Source organism: Salinibacillus aidingensis, assembly GCF_039522525.1.
Taxonomy (GTDB): domain Bacteria; phylum Bacillota; class Bacilli; order Bacillales; family Alkalibacillaceae; genus Salinibacillus; species Salinibacillus aidingensis.
The window spans coordinates 147635-168945 of sequence record NZ_BAAADO010000001.1 but is presented as its reverse complement, the minus strand read 5'-3'; the positions used below and the strand labels follow the sequence as shown (position 1 = coordinate 168945).

General features: G+C 39.4%; 24 protein-coding genes and 1 other RNA gene. 18 read left to right on the top strand and 7 right to left on the bottom strand.

Going from position 1 to position 21311, the window contains the following annotated elements; all coding sequences use genetic code 11:
* Positions 1-136: 136 nt before the first annotated feature.
* Together ABD006_RS00925 and nth are read left to right on the top strand one after the other, a co-directional pair.
* Positions 137-823: a DnaD domain-containing protein gene (locus tag ABD006_RS00925; RefSeq protein ID WP_343836516.1), complete on the top strand. Its 687-nt coding sequence runs from the start codon at positions 137-139 to the stop codon at positions 821-823.
* Between the two features lie 17 nt (positions 824-840).
* The gene (nth, locus tag ABD006_RS00920) at positions 841-1518 is read left to right on the top strand and encodes an endonuclease III (RefSeq protein ID WP_343836513.1); all 678 of its coding nucleotides are present in this window, start codon (positions 841-843) and stop codon (positions 1516-1518) included.
* Positions 1519-1678: 160 nt separating this feature from the next.
* Here nth and ABD006_RS00915 read toward each other — a convergent pair whose 3' ends face one another.
* On the bottom strand, positions 1679-4294 hold the full coding sequence (locus ABD006_RS00915; RefSeq protein ID WP_343836511.1) for a transglycosylase domain-containing protein: 2616 nt from the start codon (positions 4292-4294) through the stop codon (positions 1679-1681).
* 18 nt (positions 4295-4312) lie between these two features.
* Positions 4313-4906, bottom strand: coding sequence for a Holliday junction resolvase RecU (gene recU, locus ABD006_RS00910; protein WP_343836509.1), 594 nt, complete (start codon positions 4904-4906; stop codon positions 4313-4315).
* An 84-nt stretch (positions 4907-4990) separates the two neighbouring features.
* On the opposite strand from recU, the gene ABD006_RS00905 reads away from it, so the two are divergent.
* The 11 genes from ABD006_RS00905 (at position 4991) to ABD006_RS00855 (ending at position 13811) form a co-directional block, all read left to right on the top strand.
* The gene (locus tag ABD006_RS00905; RefSeq protein WP_343836506.1) at positions 4991-5935 is read left to right on the top strand and encodes a DUF2515 family protein; all 945 of its coding nucleotides are present in this window, start codon (positions 4991-4993) and stop codon (positions 5933-5935) included.
* A gap of 329 nt (positions 5936-6264) precedes the next feature.
* A complete protein-coding gene (locus ABD006_RS00900; protein ID WP_343836505.1) occupies positions 6265-6570 on the top strand; it encodes a hypothetical protein in 306 nt (101 codons plus the stop codon).
* A 43-nt stretch (positions 6571-6613) separates the two neighbouring features.
* Positions 6614-6958 carry a DUF1798 family protein gene (locus tag ABD006_RS00895; RefSeq protein ID WP_343836502.1) on the top strand — a complete coding sequence of 115 codons (345 nt, stop codon included), beginning with the start codon at positions 6614-6616 and terminating at the stop codon, positions 6956-6958.
* A gap of 84 nt (positions 6959-7042) precedes the next feature.
* A complete protein-coding gene (cdd, locus tag ABD006_RS00890) occupies positions 7043-7456 on the top strand; it encodes a cytidine deaminase (protein ID WP_425542164.1) in 414 nt (137 codons plus the stop codon).
* 208 nt (positions 7457-7664) lie between these two features.
* The gene (locus tag ABD006_RS00885; protein WP_343836498.1) at positions 7665-7988 is read left to right on the top strand and encodes a CotD family spore coat protein; all 324 of its coding nucleotides are present in this window, start codon (positions 7665-7667) and stop codon (positions 7986-7988) included.
* A gap of 108 nt (positions 7989-8096) precedes the next feature.
* Complete coding sequence (locus ABD006_RS00880; protein WP_343836496.1) at positions 8097-8660, top strand: SLOG family protein; 564 nt, start codon at positions 8097-8099, stop codon at positions 8658-8660.
* A gap of 68 nt (positions 8661-8728) precedes the next feature.
* Positions 8729-9031 carry a cell division regulator GpsB gene (gpsB, locus tag ABD006_RS00875; protein WP_343836493.1) on the top strand — a complete coding sequence of 101 codons (303 nt, stop codon included), beginning with the start codon at positions 8729-8731 and terminating at the stop codon, positions 9029-9031.
* A gap of 79 nt (positions 9032-9110) precedes the next feature.
* Positions 9111-9498: RNase P RNA component class B (rnpB, locus tag ABD006_RS00870), an RNA gene on the top strand.
* 117 nt (positions 9499-9615) lie between these two features.
* Positions 9616-10752, top strand: a complete 1137-nt coding sequence (locus ABD006_RS00865; RefSeq protein ID WP_343836491.1) for a THUMP domain-containing class I SAM-dependent RNA methyltransferase — start codon at positions 9616-9618, stop codon at positions 10750-10752.
* 221 nt (positions 10753-10973) lie between these two features.
* Positions 10974-12146: a stage II sporulation protein P gene (spoIIP, locus tag ABD006_RS00860; RefSeq protein WP_343836490.1), complete on the top strand. Its 1173-nt coding sequence runs from the start codon at positions 10974-10976 to the stop codon at positions 12144-12146.
* 162 nt (positions 12147-12308) lie between these two features.
* Positions 12309-13811 carry a carboxypeptidase M32 gene (locus ABD006_RS00855; protein WP_343836488.1) on the top strand — a complete coding sequence of 501 codons (1503 nt, stop codon included), beginning with the start codon at positions 12309-12311 and terminating at the stop codon, positions 13809-13811.
* 40 nt (positions 13812-13851) lie between these two features.
* Here ABD006_RS00855 and ABD006_RS00850 read toward each other — a convergent pair whose 3' ends face one another.
* Complete coding sequence (locus ABD006_RS00850; protein WP_343836485.1) at positions 13852-13992, bottom strand: hypothetical protein; 141 nt, start codon at positions 13990-13992, stop codon at positions 13852-13854.
* A 98-nt stretch (positions 13993-14090) separates the two neighbouring features.
* On the opposite strand from ABD006_RS00850, the gene ABD006_RS00845 reads away from it, so the two are divergent.
* The 3 genes from ABD006_RS00845 (at position 14091) to ABD006_RS00835 (ending at position 16553) form a co-directional block, all read left to right on the top strand.
* Positions 14091-14864 (top strand): SDR family NAD(P)-dependent oxidoreductase, encoded by a 774-nt coding sequence (locus ABD006_RS00845; protein WP_343836483.1) that lies wholly within the window; start codon positions 14091-14093, stop codon positions 14862-14864.
* 85 nt (positions 14865-14949) lie between these two features.
* Positions 14950-16041 (top strand): type III polyketide synthase, encoded by a 1092-nt coding sequence (locus tag ABD006_RS00840; RefSeq protein WP_343836480.1) that lies wholly within the window; start codon positions 14950-14952, stop codon positions 16039-16041.
* A complete protein-coding gene (locus ABD006_RS00835) occupies positions 16038-16553 on the top strand; it encodes an isoprenylcysteine carboxyl methyltransferase family protein (RefSeq protein ID WP_343836478.1) in 516 nt (171 codons plus the stop codon). Before ABD006_RS00840 ends, ABD006_RS00835 begins: the two co-directional genes overlap by 4 nt.
* Before the next feature lie 76 nt (positions 16554-16629).
* Here ABD006_RS00835 and ABD006_RS00830 read toward each other — a convergent pair whose 3' ends face one another.
* The 3 genes from ABD006_RS00830 to ABD006_RS00820 form a co-directional block, all read right to left on the bottom strand.
* Positions 16630-17301, bottom strand: a complete 672-nt coding sequence (locus ABD006_RS00830; protein ID WP_343836476.1) for a queuosine precursor transporter — start codon at positions 17299-17301, stop codon at positions 16630-16632.
* Positions 17302-17491: 190 nt separating this feature from the next.
* Positions 17492-18112 (bottom strand): lytic transglycosylase domain-containing protein, encoded by a 621-nt coding sequence (locus tag ABD006_RS00825; protein ID WP_343836474.1) that lies wholly within the window; start codon positions 18110-18112, stop codon positions 17492-17494.
* A 149-nt stretch (positions 18113-18261) separates the two neighbouring features.
* Complete coding sequence (locus ABD006_RS00820; protein ID WP_044157752.1) at positions 18262-18462, bottom strand: cold-shock protein; 201 nt, start codon at positions 18460-18462, stop codon at positions 18262-18264.
* Positions 18463-18779: 317 nt separating this feature from the next.
* On the opposite strand from ABD006_RS00820, the gene ABD006_RS00815 reads away from it, so the two are divergent.
* The gene (locus ABD006_RS00815) at positions 18780-19637 is read left to right on the top strand and encodes a DUF72 domain-containing protein (protein ID WP_343836470.1); all 858 of its coding nucleotides are present in this window, start codon (positions 18780-18782) and stop codon (positions 19635-19637) included.
* The gene (locus ABD006_RS00810; protein ID WP_343836468.1) at positions 19637-20275 is read left to right on the top strand and encodes an HD domain-containing protein; all 639 of its coding nucleotides are present in this window, start codon (positions 19637-19639) and stop codon (positions 20273-20275) included. The genes ABD006_RS00815 and ABD006_RS00810 overlap by 1 nt, the downstream gene beginning before the upstream one ends.
* Before the next feature lie 20 nt (positions 20276-20295).
* Here ABD006_RS00810 and ABD006_RS00805 read toward each other — a convergent pair whose 3' ends face one another.
* Entirely contained in the window at positions 20296-21285 is a 990-nt protein-coding gene (locus ABD006_RS00805) for a C40 family peptidase (RefSeq protein ID WP_343836466.1), read from the bottom strand.
* Between the last annotated feature and the right edge of the window lie 26 nt (positions 21286-21311).

Below are 21311 nucleotides of genomic sequence, written 5' to 3'. Positions count from 1 at the left end.
TGATTTATAGTAAAAAGGCTCCCTTAAAACAGGGAGCCTTTTATACAGCTAATGGGTCTAATATTTTCTCCCACAGAACTTTTCATACATGATTCAGCAAGAGTACATGCTATAATAACTGTAAGGTGGGATAATCATGCAAAACGATTCAGCTTATTATCAGGTCATTTTTGATCAAATGACATTCCCTAAGACCCTTTTACTGAACTATACATCTTTGGGAATGACGGAAGGGGAGCTTGTCGTTATTTTACAGATTTATCGACTTCAGTCAGAAGGAAATCGTCTCCCTTCCATTCAGGCGATCAGTGAACATATGACCATAAATGAACAGGAGCTTGCCCGAGTACTTAAAAAACTTATGAATAAGAGTCTGATAAAGATTGAACAGCACCAGGAGGATCATGTCATCTATGAATGGTATTCGCTGGAGCCCATTTGGAAGAAGATTTATGATCAGGTTGAAAAGGAAGAACAGGCCGAACATGAAGGAAAACTATTTTATTTATTTGAACAGGAATTTGGCCGGGCTCTATCCCCTATTGAAATTGAGACGATCAATCATTGGCTGGATGATGATCAGTTAGCCCCATCTCTCATTAAAGCGGCTCTTCGTGAAGCGGTTTTAATGGGAAAATTAAATTTCCGCTATGTAGATCGAATCCTCATAGAGTGGAGAAAAAAAGGGGTTAAAACGGTTGAAGATGCACGGAAGGTGAGTCAGTCCTTCCGTCAGAATTCCAATCAGACAAGCGGTACTCAAAAGAAGAAAAAACGGGATACTTCCGTTTATTATAATTGGTTAGATGAAGATGGTGAATAGGAAGAGGTGGTCAATTAATGCTGACAAAAAAACAGATTCGTTTTTGTCTGGATAAGATGGGGGAAATGTTTCCTGAAGCCAAATGTGAACTTACCCATTCCAACCCATTTGAGTTGCTCATCGCAGTCGTACTTTCAGCGCAATGTACGGATGCACTGGTGAATAAAGTGACTAAGGATTTGTTTCAAAAATATAAAACACCCGAAGATTATTTAGCTGTTTCACTAGAGGAACTGCAAAATGATATAAAAAGAATTGGCTTATACCGGAATAAATCAAAAAATATTCGTAAGTTGTGTGAGATATTAGTTGAACAGTACGATGGACAGGTTCCTGATGAACACGAAAAATTAGTGAACCTCCCCGGTGTAGGAAGAAAAACAGCCAACGTTGTTGTATCAGTTGCGTTTAATAAGCCTGCCATTGCAGTGGATACACATGTTGAACGGGTTTCTAAACGATTAGGATTCTGTCGCTGGAAGGATTCTGTTCTGGAAGTTGAAAAAACACTTATGCGTAAGATTCCTGAAGATGAATGGGGAGATACACATCATCGTATGATTTTCTTTGGGAGATATCACTGTAAAGCACAAAGTCCTCAATGTGAAATTTGCCCTTTATTAGAGGTATGCAGGGAAGGACAAAAGCGAATGAGGAAGAGGGAAAAGGAAATAACCAATAGTAATCAGTCGTGATATAAGCAGATGATTTTCATTTGCACGAAATAAAGGTCTGAAAAAAAGAAAGAGCTGAATTCTCCAGTTTTCCTGGAGGATTCAGCTCTTCTTGTTGGGTATGGAAATCATCATTTGATGAATGATTAATTTTTTTCAGGGAAGGCAACATGCGTTGTTCTTAACCTGCTCTTCTCATTAATCCGTCAATTTGGGCTGTCTGACCGTCATCTGGCGGACTTTCACCATCTTGGGGCGGGTCGGTTGGTCCTTCTTCATTTCCGTCTTCGCTGCCATTGTCGCTACCGTTTTCGCCATCACCATCATCTTGTTGATCATCACCTTCATTGCCATTACCTTCATCATTCCCATTGCCGTTCCCGTTGCCATTACCATTTCCGTTTCCATTTCCATTTCCATTACCATTTCCATTTCCTTCACCAGGCAACATGTCGTCAAATGGATCTTCTTCCTCTTCAGGAATCTCCAGTTCAACTCGTTGCGGCTCACTGCGGTTTTCGGAATCATCCGTATGAACAGCCGTAACTTCGAAAATAACCTTAGATCCAGGTCGAATGTCTGTCACTTTAACTTGCTTGTTTTGCGTGTTTGTGATGACTTGTAAATCTGAATTTTCGATGCCCGCTTTTACTTCAAATTTAATATTTTCTGCTTCACCATCATAATTCCAGCTAAGGTCTACAGCTTTTTCCTGTTCATTGTATTCCGCTTTTAACTCGCTGACTGGATCAATTTGGTCATATTTCTCTGATACTTTTTCAGGTTCTTGGCCTTTTACAAATAACTCGTTGATGATCTGGTCTTCAGGAGTAAATTCACTAGGTAATTTTGCAGGACGTGTGCCTTTTTCAACGCCAACTTCAACAACAGAGTCTGGTTTTACAAAATCCTTCGTTTCTACCCCTTGCGAAATGTGCTGCATAATATTCTTAAACATTAATTTAGGAATATCATCCTGATTTCCTTCCAGACTATCACTGGATTTAGGATATCCGGTCCAAACTGAAATGGAATAATTCGTCGTATAACCACTGAACCAGGCATCCTGATTGCCGTTGGTGGTACCTGTCTTACCAGCCAGAGGCAATCCGGAGACGTTTGCATCTGTACCTGTTCCATATTGTACAACGTCTTTTAACATATCACTTATCATATAGGCTGTATATTTAGACATGGCGACTGTTGGTTCTTCTGAAAAATCAACTTCTTTATCACCCATGACAACTTTCTTTACAGCGTGTGGTTTATTAAAAATTCCTTGATTTCCAAACGCAGCATAGGCACCGGCCATTTGCACCGTATTCGGTTCAATATGCCCGCCGATGGCATCTGATTCATAGACACCATTATATTTAGACACGGGCAAACCTAATTTTTCAGCAAATTCTGCTGCTTTATCTGTCCCAACTTCCTGTAATGCCTTCAAGGCAGGTATATTCCGAGAATAAGCTAAATGGTATCGCATGGTATTCCATCCTCTATAGCTATTATCCCAGTTCGAAATATCAGTCCCATCCGAATATTCATGGTCAGCATCATTAAATTGATAGTATGTGGATCGCTTCTTGTTTTCGATAAGTGGTCCATAGCTCATAATAGGCTTCATAGTAGAACCAGGCTGGAAACCATCTTGAAAGGCATAGTTATAGTCAGCTCCAATTCCTTCTTTTCCATTGTATTGACCACCTAAAGCCAGGATTTCTCCAGTTTTTGTGTCAACCACGGATAAAGCTGACTGCAACTCTTCATTGTTAAAATATCCTCTCAGCGGATTATTCTCTGAATCACTTAACAGAAGTTCCACCTGTTTTTGGGCTTTAGGATCTAATGTTGTATAAATTTTTAAACCATCCTGATAAATATCAACCTCATCCCCCATTTTATTCTTAACTTCTTTTACTACCTTCTCTAAAAAGTCTCCATAAGGGATGTCTGATTCATAATCCTCTACTACAAGTTCATTCACATGAACCTTCTTGGCTTTTTCAGCTTTCTTTTCGGATATTTTTCCGTGCTGAACCATTAAGTCCAGGACAACATTTTTTCGTTCCTGAGCTTTTTCAGGATTCTTTGTCGGATCGTATACATTTGGCAGCTGTGGAATACCTGCTAACAGAGCGGCTTCAGGTAAGGTTAATTTGCTTAAGTCTTTCTTGCCAAAATAGACTTCAGCTGCCTTGGCCACACCATACGTAGAGTTTCCGTAATGAATTTTATTTAAATACATGGTTAAAATATCATTCTTGGAATACTTTCTTTCTAACTTCATGGCAAGCCATTGTTCCTGAACCTTTCTTTTAAGCCTTTTATCCTGCGAAAGAACAGCATTTTTCACAACCTGCTGGGTAATGGTACTGGCCCCTTCAGCTCCGAAGCCCTCGGTAACATTAGCCCAGACAGCGGCTAAAATTCGTTGGAAATCAATACCAAAATGACTGCGGAACCTGGCGTCTTCCGTTGCTATAACGGCATCCTCCAGTACCTGTGGTATATCGTCATATTCAATTTTTGTCCGTTTTTGGGAGCCTAAGTCGGCAATCAGATTTCCTTCACGATCATAAATTTTTGATGAAAGGGGATCCGATAAGTTTGCTGCATCCAGTGAAGGAGCACCTGCTGCCCATACGGCAAAAGTTCCTGCCACTCCCGCGAATAGGACACCACCAATTATGGCAAAAATAATCAGGATTCTTTTCCAATTCCATTTGGTCTTGCCTTGTTTATTCTGTTTCTTTTGCTGTCTTCGTTGCATTCGAGATTGGCTTTGATCTGCCATATTTAAATCTCCTCCCGTCTAAAAATAGACCTGATCAATGACTTTTAGATAGTCTACTTTTGCTTGTAAACTAAAGGGAATCTTAAAACCATGTTCTTTTATAGCGTTAATAGGAATCGACTTTCTGCCACCCTGAAACTGCTGGTCCCAATAGGGGAAAAATTGTTCTGCGGGCAGAAGGAAGGATTCCTCCTGGTTTTGCAAGCGAATAATTAGAAAACAGATTCCATCGTGCGCTGCTACGGACTTCATATGATCAACCTGATGCTGGTGAATATTAGCTAAAGGGAAAGAAGTCCGACTGCGTGTTTCTTTAGCTTCAAAATCAATATATTTTCCTTTATAAAGCCCATTGTAGTCAGTTGTTGATGCCTGCTTAAAATAGGCTTCACGAATAACTGCAGCACTTCTTTTTGGATAATCCACCTGTACGATTTGCACAGGAGTTGGTTTTTTATGGACAACGGCTAGATTCCGTTCCAAATAATATTTATTCGTCTCATTGATATCATTTTCGAGGGTCATTCCACGTTTTCCAAAGTTTGTTGGCTGATTCATCGTGTTTTTGTACTGATTTGTCGTCATTCTTTTTTTTCCATTCGGATAGTGCATAAAATCCTCCCCTATACTGCAGTATCATATCAAATTTTACGAAAAAAAGGTATTAAAAACATAAAATCAGAAGGGAAGATTTGTGTGAATTATCATGAAATCATCACTGACATTAAAGAGCAAACAGACAAAAAGAACATCAATAATGTGGAACGGACCAAGGCCTATCTTCAGTTTTACCTGAATTCCCGTGAAATTCAGTGGTCCTTTCTGGCCAGTATGGTGTCCCGAAATGCAGGCTGGAATATGACAGACCTCAAAACGGACACGTATAAAAATTTGCTGTCAGCGAGGATGTCACGCCATTTATTTATGACTTATGAAAGGGCGAACTGGTTCATTTTTTCGGACGCATACCCTCAATTACTCATTTACCATTATTCAACCCGTTATAAACAACCTCTCTTTCATTTATTAAGGTACTTTTATGTATCTACGTTTATGATAGACGAATGGATGCATTTTTGGTTACATAAAAATGAAAAACGTTTGTTATATGCTCAAATAATTAACGAACAGAATCTGATTCAAAAACCTGTGATAGAGGAACCCTTTTTCAAGTGGAAAATTTTCTATAATGTTCCTTATATACTGCAGGATAAGGTTCACTTAAACGCTGTTTTGTTTCCTGCTCCTTCTGGTATATTATATGGCTTGTCCATAAAAAAATTTACCAGCACCAATGAAAGAATTAAGACGGGAAAAAAATTAGCCTCCATACTATTTCACAATGATTTATATGAACATTTCCTTCAGTTTGCTGAGGAGGTTGAACCTGATGGGACCAGGGGAGAATATGAGCAATTTCTGGGTGAAAGGTACATCCCCGCAGAAGCTCTGGAAGACATATATCCAGATATAAAGCATGATAACAGGAAACGGATAGACTGGTATGATCCTGCATTATTTCAGGAAGAGTGGTGGCACGAAGCTCATTCAGAACCAGTACCAATTGGTGATATTTTCTATAAAAAAAGAAAAGCACTGGAAAAGCTCTCCATTATAGCTGGAAAATTTAGAAATGGCTGATCCATTGGTAAAAACCCATGATCAGCCATTTACGACTACATATCAGGTTGACGGACGATTGGGTCCATCAAGTTTTTTATTTCCATCACCTTTCCAGCCTCTGCGCACAGGTTCTTCTTCTACTGGCTTTCGATTTTTCTGATTATCTTTTTTACCCATCACAAACCCTCCTTAGTCATAGTGTGAAGCATGTCGATAATTCTATACTTGCCATGAAACAAAACGAATCCCTTGTAACATTTCTTCTTTCTTTGTCGGACGTAAAGGAGATAAAAGGATAAGGCAGAAAGTAAGACATAACTGAATATAAAAAAGGAGGCTGATTGTAAATGAATTTAGCCTATAAGGATGAGGAAAGCAGGGAAAATAAAATCAGTGGAGCAGAACTGGATAGGGCGTTGGAACAAGCTGAACAGAAGCTTCGGACTATGGAGAAGCAATTAAGTAATAAAATCAATGCTGAAGCAGCGACATACCTTGCTGAACAAAAGAAAAACATCAAGTCTCTGCCATTGGAGCTTGTGGTGATTTACGATAAATTCAAAGAAATAAAGGGAGGGGTTCTAAACAGCAAAATGAACAAGGATTTCAACTCACTTCCTTTTCTTACAAGATTTGCACAATGGATGAAATAAACATTGAAAAGTGATAAAGTGTAAGTAAAAAGGATGTATAGACATGCTGGATAACTTACACAGGATTATAGACGGAATTTATTCTGAGCTTTTGGAGAAAAGCTTACAACGATATAATGAGGGAAATAAAGTTGACCGTAAAGATCGGGAAGAATTTGAGCGAATTAAGAAGGAAACAGCCCCAATTTTTGAACTGATTAATAATTGGGAAAAAGAGGTCACCAATCATATTGCCAGCTTAAATGTAATGCCTAATCAGGTGGAAAATACGAAAGACAATATGGAGCTTTTACTCTTACACAGCTATTATATCGATGTCCGCAGAAAAAGATTTATGGAATTATATAATTCCATTGATTACGTGATGAATCGGATTTTGAATGATTAACCCCACACCATACAGAAAGCGCTTTACAATGGAATGAACTTTATTTATAATGAATCTCCAGACTATTCTGAGAGGAAGGACATTATGGATAAACAAACGCTGATTAATTATGCAAAAGAAATATGGAACCAGGCTTATGTACCTTACTCCCATTTTAATGTAGGTGCAGCTCTATTAACAAAGGATGGAAAGGTTTTTAAAGGGTGTAATATTGAAAATGCCGCCTACCCTGTTTCATGCTGTGCTGAAAGAGTTGCCATTTTTAAAGCAATCTCAGAGGGAGAAACCGAATTTTCTCAATTAGCTGTTATTGCGGATTCAGATCGCCCAGTACCCCCATGTGGTTCATGCAGACAAGTGATGAGCGAATTTTTCGAGCCGGATATGGAGGTTATTGTTACAAATATGAAAGGCGATGTTAAATCTATGACAGTGGAGGAGCTCCTTCCATTTTCTTTTACATCTGAAGATTTAGCAGAAGGACAATCCAATTCATAAAGTGTTACCTCTTGTTTTAAACAGGAGGTTTTTTTTATGATACAGGAATTATAATCTATAGATAATTTGTGGATAAAAAATCAGATGAGGAGGCGTAGGCAGTCATACAAAATTGGTGTAATGTACAGATTTAGGTACATGGCTTAGTACATGTCTCTTCCTTAGGTAATATAGTGTTAGTGTAGAGTTCAGGAAAGGGGAGGATAGTGTGCATCATCGTCATCATCATAAAGGCTGCCATCCCATGGGGGTAAGCCCGGCACAAAATGTCGTTTATCCTACAAAGCATTGTGTGAAAGATAATTATATACCCCATGAAGTGAATCACATTCATCCCACTAATACAACGATTATGAATCATCATTTAGTCAAAAATAAACATTATTATCCACACACACAGTCTGTCATGAATAATGTGCAGTCACAGAATGTCAACATGGGACCGGGCTCACCAAATATGGTATCACCGGCTAACATGGGCCAGGGGCGCCAAACATGGTTTCACCGGCCAATATGGGACCAGGAGGACTAGGAGGACCCAATGCAGGATCACCTGCATCCATGAATCACAAACCCTACAATGGCTGCTAAATAGCATAGGGAGGGGGAGCTTCCCCCTCCAAAAAAATGGAGAGATATTATGAAGAATTTAATGATTACTGGTTATAAATCAAATGAATTAAACATATTTAATATGAATGACAAGCGTATATTTTTTATAAAGGAAGCCATTAGGAAACGACTCATTCCTTTAGTAGAAGATGAGGGCATCGAGTGGGTGCTGATTTCCGGACAATCAGGAACGGAGCTCTGGGCGGGTGAGGTTGTTCTTGAATTAAAAGAACACTATGAAATTAAACTTGCCGTGATCACTCCATTTTTGAATCAGGAGCAGGTGTGGAAGGAAGAACAGCAATCCCTTTATCAAACGGTAGTTGGACAGGCAGATTTTTATCAGTCACTGGTTAAAAAGGAATACGAAGGACCGTACCAATTTAAAAGGAAGGATCGCTGGTTTCTGGAAAAAAGTGATGCTTGTTTGTTGCTGTATGATGAGGAGCAGGAAGGATCACCAAAGTTTTTTCTGCGCGAGGCAGAGAAGCAGGACAGCCATTTTCCAATTTTCTTTATCCAATCCTTTGATTTAGAAGAAATCGTACGGGAAATTCAGGAAAACTCAAGTGATTTTACATACGATTCTTAAATTGAAAATTGACATTTTGATAGGAATTTGAAAGAATATGTATGAATGTATGTTGCGGGGTGAATAAAATGGCAGAACGTGTACAATTAACAACGAAAGAAATCCTGGAAAAGGACTTTAAAACAGCAATTCGAGGTTACAATCAGGAGGAAGTTGATCAATTTTTAGATATTGTTATTCAGGATTATGAAGCTTTGCAAGGTGAAATTGAACGACTTACTGAGGAAAATCAGCGGTTAAAGAGTGGACAAAATGGAAATACTAGAGTACGACAATCTCAACAGCCTGCAACCGCTAATGTAAATTACGATGTTTTAAAACGCCTGTCTAACTTAGAAAAAGCTGTATTTGGAAAAAAGTATGCTGATTAATTGGTAAAAATTGCGATTTGCAAACGATATGAATCATGTTATAATTCTAAGTCCATGACATAAGTGGTATGAAAAATGAATGTTCGGGTAATCGCTGTACGACTTTAGTCTGCAGAGGAAAGTCCATGCTCGCACAAGCTGAGATGCTTGTAGTGTTTGTGCTTGACGAAATCATAAGTCAGGGTAGTCTGAAAAGGCTAACGGCAGGGAAAATACCTACGTTCTCCTTGAATAGGGTATGACTACCTTTAAAGTGCCACAGTGACGATTTCAACTGGAAACAGTTGAAGTGGAACGGGGGTAAACCCCACAAGCGAGCAACCCAAATAATGGTAGGGGCACTCTCCCAGAGGGAATTCAACCAAGGGAGGGACAAGCACAGGATGCTTGTAGATAGATGATTACCACCGGAGTACGAGGCCTTGACAGCCGTTGGAGTACGAAGGAACAAAACATGGCTTACAGAACATTCATTTTGTCAAATCCACGTATTTTATGAGCGAGCCTTTTCTAAGCATGAACCGTTTAGAAAAGGCTTTTTATTATACATATACACACAGTAATAAAGGAAGGAATGCATAACAATGTCCGGAAGATATACATTAATAGCTACTGCAGCGGCTGGTTTAGAATCACTGGTAGCTAAGGAAGTGAAACAGCTTGGCTTTGATGAGGTAACGGTTGAAAATGGAAGGGTTATTTATAAGGCTGATGCATTAGGTATTGCCCGTAGTAATTTGTGGTTACGTACAGCTGATCGGGTGAAATTGCTGGTTGGCGAGTTTGAAGCAAAGACGTTTGACGAGTTATTTGAACAGACAAAAGCCTTGCCATGGGAAGCCTACGTTCCTGAGAATGGTGCTTTACCTGTTGTAGGAAAATCCGTCAAATCCCAACTGTACTCGGTTCCTGATTGTCAATCAATCGTAAAGAAAGCGATTGTGGATCGCATGACGAAAAAGCATGGTCTGACAGGAAGATTACCTGAGAATGGGGTCATGTATAGAGTGGAGGTGGCTCTACTGAAGGACAAGGCAACGCTTACGATTGATACATCCGGAGAGGGCCTTCACCGTAGAGGTTACCGTGTTGAGCAAAATGAAGCTCCTCTCAAAGAAACGTTAGCTGCAGCCTTAATTGAGCTGACGAATTGGCGTCCCAATGATCCGTTCATTGATCCATTTACGGGCTCTGGAACCATCCCCATTGAAGCAGCTTTAATCGGACAGAATATTGCACCAGGATTTAATCGTGAATTTGCTTCAGAGGATTGGGATATCGTGCCCCGGAAGCTGTGGGATGAAGCTTTAACGGAAGCGGAAGACGTTGCAAAATATGATCAGCCTTTGGACATTTCAGGCTACGACATTGATCATCGAATGATAGAGATTTCCAAAACGAATGCAATGGAAGCAGGTCTTGCGGATCTCATAAACTGGAAGCAAATGCAGGTGCGCGATTTAAATCCCACTGTTCCCAATGGTTATATGATCGGAAACCCTCCATATGGGGAGAGACTTGGAGAACGAAAAGAAGTCGAGAACATCTATCGTGATTTGGGTAATATTATGAATGAGCACCCAAGCTGGAGTGTTTATATAATTACTTCCTATCAGGATTTTGAAAAAGTCTATGGGAGGAAGGCAACAAAAAAACGTAAACTTTATAACGGTTATATACGAACTGATTACTATCAGTATTTTGGCAAGCGTCAAAAATAAGTTTATCAAGCATTAACTGGCCGTAACACCCCCACTACAAGTCTTGAGGAAGCCCAACAAGACTAAGTGGGGGATAAACGGCCAGTAAATTCCTGATAAGTTCAACTAACCATCAGTGGGGGATGGAGAAACCCCCACTGATGGAAGTTTCATTTTATTTAAAAAATCAATTCTATTACGATATTCTGTTTCATAGGTTTACTACTAGAGGTGGTAAAGCTATGAAATGGAAAAAGAAAAATCGCCCCATAAAAAATCCAAATAACGGTCAAACAAAAGTCGTTATTAGCAGGTTTTATTTCATCCTGATTATATTTTTATTTACGATTAGTATTTTTTCGTTACCTTTTTTTCAAAATAAAGTTTTTCATCTGGATTCGATTGAACAAATAACAAATTCTGAAGAGATAACGAATATTTTACTTACAGGGATGAGTACAGAAATTCCGGAACTGGAAGTGTCTGCGGAAACCAGTGTTGAAGTACCATCCTTTTCTACATTAGCGTTCCAAATCACAACAGGAGTTAAGCCTAATCAACTATCTTCCATTCTTGAGAAAAGTCTTCCTGGATTTGAAACCTATACATCTGAAGTTTATGTAGATGGAGAAGGTACAGATGAATCTACATTACCAGTTGAATCACCACCACCAGATTTTGATGAGTTATTAAAGGATGATGATTCAGTAGATGAAGAACCTGAAGAGGAACAAAAGGACCAGCCTGAAAATGCATCGGTATTTGTTTATCATAGTCACAGTTGGGAAGCTTTCCGTCCACTAATGGATGAAGAAAATATAAAGCCGAGTGATTCTTCCAGTGTTGATTCTAAGGAAAATATATTACTTGTAGGTTCCATGTTAACCAGGGAATTTGAAAAGCAGGGGATTCCGACTTTGCATGATAAAACCAATATTCCTAAAGCATTAAATAATAAAGGGTGGCAATGGAATGACTCCTATAAATTAAGTCGGGAAATTATTGAGACAGCCTCTTCTACACAGGATCAACTTCAATTTTATATCGATGTTCATCGTGATGCCGCAGGAAAAGATGTAACTACGGAAACGATAAATGGAAAAGATTATGCCAAATTATACTTCGTTGTTGGAAAAGAACATGCACAATATAAACAAAATCTAAAGTTTGCAAGACAATTAAATTCAAGTTTAAAAAAGAAATATCCTGGTATAAGCAGAGGGATTTTCCTTAAGGACAAATACGATGGTAATGGTGTATATAACCAGGATGTCTCAGAAAAGGCCATTTTAATTGAAGTAGGCGGCATTGATAATAACAAAGAAGAATTACAAAACACCGTTGAAGCTTTCGCAAATGTATTTAAGGAATTCTATAACGGATCTATGGAAGTGAATGCGGAAGAAAACGAGTGAGGCTATCCTCGCTCGTTTTTAAGTTCTAAGGCTTACAGCAAGCATGATGTTATAAGGAACGACTCAAAAAAATCAGCATTTTTGATCGAAATAGCGGCGCATCTTTCCTAAAAGGATTATAATGGAACTATATCATTATTTTTACATAAGGAGCTGAATGAATTGTCAACCAATTATACGGAAACTGAACAGCAATTTTTAGATTATTTAAAGCAAATTCAGGCTTATAATGAAGCCATTGATGTCATGTATTGGGATTTACGGACGAAAGCACCCAAAAAAGGAGTGAAGCAGCGTTCCGAAACCATAGGGCTGCTTTCACATAAAGTTCATCAAATGTCTACTTCGGATACCATGAAGCATTTTATTGACGAACTCAAAGGAAATACACAAAATGAGATAGTACATAAGTCTGTTCTTGAGTGTGAAAAGGAATATGAACGAAATGCCAAAATCCCGGATGAGGAATTTAAAAAATATGTCATTCTTCAATCAGAAGCAGAATCTGTATGGGAAGAGGCCAGAGAGAAGGATGACTTTGAAATGTTTCGCCCATACCTGGAACAGCTGGTGGAGTATAATATAAAGTTTGCTGAATACTGGGGTTACGAAGACAACAGGTATGACGCATTACTGGACCTGTTTGAACCGGGCATGACTGTGAACGTACTTGATGAGGTATTCCCGGCATTACGGGATTCCTTAACGCCTTTAATTGAGAAGGTGCAGCAATCTGGTCATAAACCGGACACATCAAAAATATTAGTTCCATTTACTAAGGAAAAACAGGAAGCTTTTAGTTTGGAAATTTTAAAAGAAATGGGCTATGACTTTGATGCAGGTCGTCTGGATGAAACCGTACATCCTTTCATGATTCCATTAAACCGCAATGATACCCGTGTCACGACTCGTTATGATGAAAAAGATTTCCGAATGGCTGTATTTGGAACGATTCATGAAGGGGGACATGCTCTTTATGAACAAAACCTGGATGAGAGTCTGACAGGAACTCCGCTGGCTACAGGTACATCTAATGGTATCCATGAGTCCCAATCCCTGTTCTGGGAAACCTATGTCGCCAGAAGTAAGGCATTTTGGGATCGATATTTTGATACACTGAAAGATTATGCTCCTGAATCGATTGCAAAATTACCAGCTGAAGAGTTTTACCGTGCTGTTAATGAGGTGAAACCATCCTTCATTCGTATTGAAGCAGATGAAATGACGTATCCACTTCACATTATGGTACGCTATGAGCTGGAAAAAGGCTTAATTAATCAGGAGATAGAAGTGAAGGACCTGCCGAGATTATGGAATGATAAAATGGAAGAATATTTAGGAATCCGGCCGGAAAATGATCGTGAAGGCGTCCTTCAGGATGTTCATTGGGCAGGAGGATCATTTGGATACTTCCCATCATATGCATTAGGCTATATGTATGGCGCTCAATTCTATCACGCCATGAATAAAGACTTTAATGTACAGGAAGCCCTTCAAAATGGTGAATTAAATAAAGTGAAGTCCTGGTTAACCGAAAAGATTCACCAATACGGCAAGCTTAAAGAACCTCTGGAAATTCTTCAGGATGTCACTGGAGAAGGTCTGAACGCAGATTATCTTGTTGAATATTTAGAGGACAAATATAAAGAGATTTATAAGTGGTAAACAAAGGCGCTGTCTAAATGGACAGCGCCTGAATTATTGTTTACGTATTTCCAATCGGCCACTTAAAGCCTGGTGATCCTGGAGGTGCATTTTGAATAATGTCGATAAATGGTATGGTGTAGGCGATTAAAATAAGTGCCGCAGCAATACCAATCCAGAGTCTCCAGTTTTCCAATACCATTGGCGTACGTTCAGTTGGGTCTGCATATTCTGCAGTGGAGAAAACCCTTTGTTTTAAAATGATATAATAGAAGAATAGTACGAAGAGGAGGTCAGATTATGGAAAGGTATTTACCGTCATTTGATCTAAATGGAAAGACGGCGGTTGTTACAGGGGCAACAAAAGGGATTGGTAAAGCAATATCAACGGCCTATGCGGAAGCAGGAGCTCAAGTGATTCTGGTTTCCCGCACACAGGAGGATTTAGACCGCTTGGATAACGAGTTAAAAGCGCAAAACCTTAAAGTACATACTATCGCAGGTGATGTTCAAGACTACAAGCAAATCATAGACAAGGTTGAAACCATAATGAAGGATCAGCCGATTGATATCTGGGTGAACAATGCGGGAATGAATATTCGGTCAGAAGCAGAGGAGGTGTCAGAAGAGGAATGGGAGCAGATTGTCCAGACAAACATGAAGAGTGCATTCTTCTTATCCCAATATGCTGCTAAAAAAATGAAGGGACAAGGATATGGAAAGATTATAAACATGTCATCGGTTGGGGGGCATGTAGCGCTTAGAACCGGGGTTGTCTATGCTATGACGAAAGCGGCATTAATTCAAATGAGCAAAACTTTAGCGATTGAATGGGGGAAATATGGCATCCGTGTCAATGCCATCGGCCCATGGTATTTTCCAACCGCATTGACAGAAAAACTATTGGAAGATGAAGAGTATGTCCAGGATATACTGGACCGTACACCATTAAAACGAATCGGGAAGCTAAAGGAAATTGCAGGTACAGCTGTCTTTTTAGCCTCCGAAGCGAGTGACTACATGACCGGACAGACCTTGTTTGTCGATGGAGGGATGACTATTTACGGATTCTAGGGACTGTCCCCACGTGCTTTAAAGCGCTAAAGTGCATAATTCACATGAAGGCAGGGGATGGCTAAGAAAAAAAGGGATGGTACCCGTGCCAACAATAGCCTCTATTGGAGTTGGGATTCCAAAATATCAAATTAAACAATCAGATGCCCGGGAATTTATTCGAACGATTTTTCCCCGTTCCTCCCATCAGATTGAACGATTGCTTCCCGTATTTGAACATGCATTGATTGAAGAAAGACAGCTTGCTGTACCTGTAGAATGGCTTAAGGAAGAACACTCATTTGAGGATCGTAATCGTTGCTATATCCAGGCAGCCATTGATTATGCAAAGCTGGCAATAGAGGATTGTCTTCATCATCGTCATTTTTTGAAACAGCCTGTCCATGAAAGTGATATTGATTGTATGATTTTTGTTTCAAGCACAGGGATTGCCACACCATCCATTGATGCAGAGCTGATTAATGATATGCCTTTCTCCCGGAATATAACAAGGATTCCTATATGGGGATTAGGCTGCGCGGGTGGTGCTTCTGGATTGGCAAGAGCAGCGGATTATCTCCGGGCTCATCCCGATGCTAATGTTCTTCTTATTAATGCTGAATTTTGCAGCCTGTCTTTCCAGAAGGATGACCATCGGAAGAGTAATTTTGTAGGATCTGCGCTTTTTGGGGATGGGGTCTCCTGTGTGCTGATGACGGGAGACGAAAGCAAGTTAAGGGAAAATATAAAACATGTTGCTCCAAGAATCATGCATTCCAGTTCTAAATTTAAAAGAGATGGTCTAACTATAATGGGTTGGAATATTCAAAATAGCGGTTTCCATGTTATTTTTTCAAAAAGCATCCCAAAACTGGTCGAATCCTTCTGGTCTGAACATATAAATGAATTCTTACATAAATACAATCTGGAAAAAGATGAATTTCCATTCTTTGTTGCCCATCCAGGCGGTCAACGAGTGTTAGAAGCCATGGAACATGTGCTGAATGTTTCCTGGGATTTCTTTAAATTCTCTTATCAAGTCCTAAAATCTCACGGAAATATGAGTTCACCAACCGTCATTTTTGTCCTGAAAAAAGCCATGGAGTCTTTCCCTGATGCAGGAACAAAAAGCCTGTTGTCAGCTTTAGGCCCGGGATTCAGCTCGGAGCTTACATTATTGGAGTGGAAGGACCTATGATGTATGTACTGTTATGGTTAGTCATTGTTTTGCAGAGAGTAATTGAGCTAATCTACGCAAAGAGAAATGAGAGCCGGATGAAGGAACAAGGAGCCAAAGTCATTCAGGAGGACTTGTATGTGTGGATTGTCAGAACACACATCGCTTTTTTACTGGCTATTCTCCTGGAAGCTTATATAAGCCATCATTTTTCAGCCACCATTCAGCAGGTGTGGCTGGTTTTATTTATTTTCCTGCAGGCCATACGGATGTGGTGCATACGATCCCTGGGGCAATACTGGAATACGAAAATCATTGTACTACCTGGAATTCAATTAGTAAAAAGGGGACCTTATAAATGGGTTCGTCATCCCAACTATCTTGTGGTAGGTCTAGAATTTATGATCATCCCGCTGCTTTTCAAAGCCTACATTAGTGCATGTATATTTCCTGTTTTGCATCTCGCATTAATGTCGATCCGTATCCCCATGGAAGAGCGGACATTACAGGCTTTAACGAAAGAGAACGATTAAGACGGAAGATATAATTCCCAAAAAACAAACAAAGAGGGACTCGTTCCATATAGGAAAGGAGCCCCTCTTTGTTGTTTTACTGTGGTTTGATTTTTTTAGCTATATAAAAGAACGGAGTGTCCAGGAAGGATACAATGAATTTAATAAAGTACGTGGAAATAAAGATTTCAGCCCAGACTCCCCATGGCATTCCGAAAAATGCAATAGAACAGAAAACAAGACTGTCCAGAAGCTGACTAATCATCGTACTGCCATTATTTCTTAGCCATAAAAATTTATCATCAGGGAATTTATTCTTAAGCCTTGAAAAAATCCATACATCGAAATACTGACTGATAATGTACGCGGCTAAACTGCCCAGCGCTACTTGTGGAACTAAGTCAAATAATGTTTTCAGTGCCCCGTGAACAGTGTCACTTTCAGCCGGTTGAAACTGCAGGGCAACTTGCATCATAATCGTCATGGCAATTAAGGTAAAAAACCCAAGCCATACTGCTTTTTTTGCATCCTTTTTGCCATATTTCTCATTTAAAATATCTGTGGCTAGAAACGCTGTACCGTAAATGATGTTTCCTAAAGTGGCTGTGATTCCAAACATCTCAATCGTTTTCAGTACTTGAATATTTGCCACAACCGTGGACATTCCAATCCACACAAACAGGCCGGCCTTGCCAAAAATTTTGTAAATTAGCAGGATCATCGTGAAATTAACAATAGCAAATCCCAGCCAAAGCCATTCATTAAACATAATAAAGTCCTCCTTAGTTTTGATAACGCAGGATTTTTCGAACTGCGAATACTTTATTATATATGATTTTTCATTTTTGGACAACACTTGAAATGTGAAATAGATAAGGAGATACAAGAGACATAAAAAAACGCTCAGAACTTTTTCTTTCTGAACGTCTGAAAAACACATATAATCTTTAAAAAGGCTTTTAAGCCATATACTTTCCCATCACTTTTTGCACATAATTTTGAGTTTCTTTAAAAGGTGGAATTCCATTATATTTATCCACGTTCCCCGGGCCGGCATTGTAGGCCGCTAAAGCTAACGAAGTATCCCCATTATACCTGTCCAGCATTTGTTTCAGGTATTTTGTCCCGCCTAATACATTTTGTTCAGGATCGAAGGCATTACGTACACCAAGACCACGGGCAGTCTCCGGCATAAGCTGCATTAGCCCTTCAGCACCTGCGTGACTGACAGCATTCATATTAAAGTTTGATTCCGTGTCAATAACTGAACGGATTAAGTCCGGGTCTATACCAAATATCTCTGAGGCCTTTTGGATATAAGGTTCAACTTCGCCAGGAGACTCGGTACTGGATTGGTATTGAATGGTTGGGGTATAACTATTCTTAATGGAGAACAACTGATTGGAACTAATCGTTGATGTCTGAGGCTGGGGAGAATTAGATACTGTCGATATCTGCTGATTTAATATCGACTGAAAAGCCTGATTTAATAAGTTCATTTGTTGATTAGATGAACCATATGGTGAAAATGAAGATATACTTTGTAGTTGAATGAGACTTTGTAATAATTTTCCTTCCATGTTCGCTACCCCTTTATGTAAACACGCTTATAAGATTACTATATCGGAACATCGTGGATTCGACAAGTATTTTTGTGTATCTGGAACAAATAGGAAGAATTGAAAAGCGGTAACCGCATTAAGCGATTACCGCATCTATGAATGGCGTTTTATTTTTTAACAACATTAGCTGCTTGAGGTCCACGATCGCCTTCAACAACATCAAATTCAACAGATTGACCTTCGTCTAATGTTTTGAAGCCTTCTTCCTGGATTGCAGAGTAATGTACGAATACGTCGTCTGCTCCCTCAACTTGAATAAAACCATAACCTTTTTCTGCGTTGAACCATTTTACTGTACCGTTTTGCATAAATAAAATCCTCCTAAAATCTTTCACAAAAAATGTGCTTATTTCACAAATAAGAAGCGAAGGCAATTAAAAAAGGGCAACCCAGCAGAAGTGAAGGACACAAAATCCATCGACTTCTCATCTGAAGTTACCCGTCTTTCATGAACCTCACATCTTATCTGTTATTAAGTATTATATCCTCTTTTAAATTTAGAGTCAAACATAAAGAAGCAAATTTTTTCAGATAAATTGTCGATAAAGAAAATGTTCTGGTCGGTAAATGATGATCATTTTTGTTAAAATGCTGATAGGGAATTCTTAGCTTGGAGGAAGAAGATTTGGCTATACATATAGGTTTGACAGGATGGGGAGATCATCCCTCACTTTATGAAAATCAAAGCATTTCTTCAGGAAAATTATTTGCCTATGCCTCACATTTTCCAGTAGTTGAAGTAGATACAGCTTTTTATGCGATACAGCCTCAAAAAAACTTTAAGAAATGGGTGGAGGAAACACCGGATGATTTTTCGTTTGTCATTAAAGCCTTTCACACGTTAACTCGCCATGACAGGGCTCAGCTGACTTTAAAAGATTTAAAGGATTTAATGGATGCTTACATAGATTCGATCGAACCTGTATTGAAAGCAAACAAATTGAACGCGATTTTATTCCAATTTCCGCCCTGGTTTGATTTGCGGAAAGAAAATATCCGGTATTTACGAGTGATCCGGGAATATTTACGGGATTACCCGTTAGCCATCGAGTTTCGGAACCGTTCATGGTTTAAACCACAATTTAAGCAACAGACGATTGATTTTATGAAGAAGGAAAATTGGATTCATACGATATGTGATGAGCCACAGGCTGGGGAGGGCTCTGTACCAGCCATATTAGAATCAACGAACGAAACAACCTTAATTCGCTTCCACGGGCGAAATGTTCATGGCTGGAATAAAAATGGAAGGGAAAACTGGCGAGCGGTCCGGTTTTTGTATCGTTACAGTGAACCAGAATTGAAGGAATGGGCTGCACGGATTAAAGAACTCGAAAAGCAATCAAAGAACATCACGATTCTGTTTAACAATAATTCAGGTGGGGATGCAGCAGACAATGCTAAGCAATTCATAGAATTACTGGATATCCATTACGAGGGTTTAAATCCCCGGCAAATGGATTTGTTCGATGGAGGACTATAATGGATAAGCAAAAGATTTTTGAGCATACAGAAAGATGGATAACCGATAAATTTGCCGGGGATACCACAGGACATGATCAATGGCATATGAAGCGGGTGGTAAAGTTAGCGAAACAATTGGCCGAAAAGGAAAAAGCTGACTCTTTCATTTGTCAACTGGCAGCCTACGTACATGATATTCCTGATGAAAAGCTTGTCAATGATATTGAAGCAGCAGTCAAGGAAATCTTTACATTTTTAAAGGACGAGGGTGTACCGGAACAAGTGAGACATCAAATTTGGCTGGCCTTTAAAGATGTATCCTTTAAAGGCAATCATATGGTTCCGGAAACGCTGGAAGGGAAGATTGTACAGGATGCCGATCGTCTGGATGCTTTGGGGGCGATAGGTATTGCACGTACCTTTGCCTACGGAGGTGCTACTGGAGCAAAAATGTTCAACCCTAAATCAGTCGATACTGTCCAGAAGCAGGATTATCGAAGTCATGACAAAACAACGATTAATCACTTTTATGAAAAATTGTTAAAATTAAAGGATTTGATGAATACCGAAAGCGCCAAAAAGATGGCTGCGGACCGTCATCAATATATGGAACAATTTTTAAACAGGTTTTATGCAGAATGGAATGGGGACGACTAACATCATCCCCATTTCAATGCTTATTGCGAAACTCTTTTTGCCCCAAGATAACGCTGCTGCCAGTAGGAGCCGCTCATATTACTGATTTCCACTCCATTATTCCCCGCATGAATAAATGATCCATTACCTAAATAGATACCTGCGTGGGAGGGTCCTGGTTTATAGGTTTCATAAAAGACCAGGTCTCCTACACTTGGCTTTTGAACAGGTGTTGTTGCATTCCATATGTCAGATACGGTTCTTGGTAATTGAACACCAACCTGGGAAAAAACAAATTGTAAGTATCCGCTGCAGTCAAATCCACTTGGAGATTCGCCGCCCCATCGATAAGGTGCGCCCAGATAGGACTTAGCAATCTGAATGACATCACCAGAAACACTTACTTTAACCGTTTTCGTATCCGGTGTTTTCTGAACGGTGTGTACGATGGCATCCTGATCAGGAGTTTTCGTTTGCTCAAGCTGTTGAACAAATTGTTTATCAAGCTTGGTTTTTACAGGGATTTTGTGATCCTCCTGAAAGGCCTTTGCCGCTTCTTTTGTTAATGGACCGTAAATGCCATCTATTTTTCCTTGATAATAGCCGAAATAATGCAGTGCTGACTGGATCTTTTTTACATCCTCACTATACATTCCCACATCAATCGTTTCTTCTTCTAAGTTTTTGAGCGGCTCCAAATAATGCTCTCTCTCTTTCTGAATCAGTTTATATATGGTTTCTTTATTTGCACGGCCATTAACATTTAATTGGTACTTTGCCTGGAACTTTTTCACATAATGTTCTGTCATCACTCCAAACTTTCCATCTTCTTCTCCTTTAAACATATTGATATTTTTGAGCTTCTTTTGTAATACACTTACAGCTTCATTGTGAGTTCCATATGTCAGCGTTTTACTCTCAGAAAGTACTTTGTTTTGTTCCTGAATATTGACATCCAGAACAAATGACAGGGGTTGTGAAATGGCAAAACTGGTTGCCAGTGTTCCAAACAGAACAGGATGTTGACTCATCCCTGGCATTGCTGTCACCACCTTTT

Excerpts from the sequence above, each read along its gene's own strand:
- ABD006_RS00925 (WP_343836516.1), top strand. The coding sequence starts at position 137 with ATGCAAAACGATTCAGCTTATTATCAGGTCATTTTTGATCAAATGACA.
- nth (WP_343836513.1), top strand. The coding sequence starts at position 841 with ATGCTGACAAAAAAACAGATTCGTTTTTGTCTGGATAAGATGGGGGAA.
- ABD006_RS00915 (WP_343836511.1), bottom strand. The coding sequence starts at position 4,294 with ATGGCAGATCAAAGCCAATCTCGAATGCAACGAAGACAGCAAAAGAAA.
- recU (WP_343836509.1), bottom strand. The coding sequence starts at position 4,906 with ATGCACTATCCGAATGGAAAAAAAAGAATGACGACAAATCAGTACAAA.
- ABD006_RS00900 (WP_343836505.1), top strand. The coding sequence starts at position 6,265 with ATGAATTTAGCCTATAAGGATGAGGAAAGCAGGGAAAATAAAATCAGT.
- ABD006_RS00895 (WP_343836502.1), top strand. The coding sequence starts at position 6,614 with ATGCTGGATAACTTACACAGGATTATAGACGGAATTTATTCTGAGCTT.
- cdd (WP_425542164.1), top strand. The coding sequence starts at position 7,043 with ATGGATAAACAAACGCTGATTAATTATGCAAAAGAAATATGGAACCAG.
- ABD006_RS00880 (WP_343836496.1), top strand. The coding sequence starts at position 8,097 with ATGAAGAATTTAATGATTACTGGTTATAAATCAAATGAATTAAACATA.
- gpsB (WP_343836493.1), top strand. The coding sequence starts at position 8,729 with ATGGCAGAACGTGTACAATTAACAACGAAAGAAATCCTGGAAAAGGAC.
- ABD006_RS00865 (WP_343836491.1), top strand. The coding sequence starts at position 9,616 with ATGTCCGGAAGATATACATTAATAGCTACTGCAGCGGCTGGTTTAGAA.
- spoIIP (WP_343836490.1), top strand. The coding sequence starts at position 10,974 with ATGAAATGGAAAAAGAAAAATCGCCCCATAAAAAATCCAAATAACGGT.
- ABD006_RS00850 (WP_343836485.1), bottom strand. The coding sequence starts at position 13,992 with ATGGTATTGGAAAACTGGAGACTCTGGATTGGTATTGCTGCGGCACTT.
- ABD006_RS00845 (WP_343836483.1), top strand. The coding sequence starts at position 14,091 with ATGGAAAGGTATTTACCGTCATTTGATCTAAATGGAAAGACGGCGGTT.
- ABD006_RS00835 (WP_343836478.1), top strand. The coding sequence starts at position 16,038 with ATGATGTATGTACTGTTATGGTTAGTCATTGTTTTGCAGAGAGTAATT.
- ABD006_RS00830 (WP_343836476.1), bottom strand. The coding sequence starts at position 17,301 with ATGTTTAATGAATGGCTTTGGCTGGGATTTGCTATTGTTAATTTCACG.
- ABD006_RS00825 (WP_343836474.1), bottom strand. The coding sequence starts at position 18,112 with ATGGAAGGAAAATTATTACAAAGTCTCATTCAACTACAAAGTATATCT.
- ABD006_RS00820 (WP_044157752.1), bottom strand. The coding sequence starts at position 18,462 with ATGCAAAACGGTACAGTAAAATGGTTCAACGCAGAAAAAGGTTATGGT.
- ABD006_RS00810 (WP_343836468.1), top strand. The coding sequence starts at position 19,637 with ATGGATAAGCAAAAGATTTTTGAGCATACAGAAAGATGGATAACCGAT.
- ABD006_RS00805 (WP_343836466.1), bottom strand. The coding sequence starts at position 21,285 with ATGAGTCAACATCCTGTTCTGTTTGGAACACTGGCAACCAGTTTTGCC.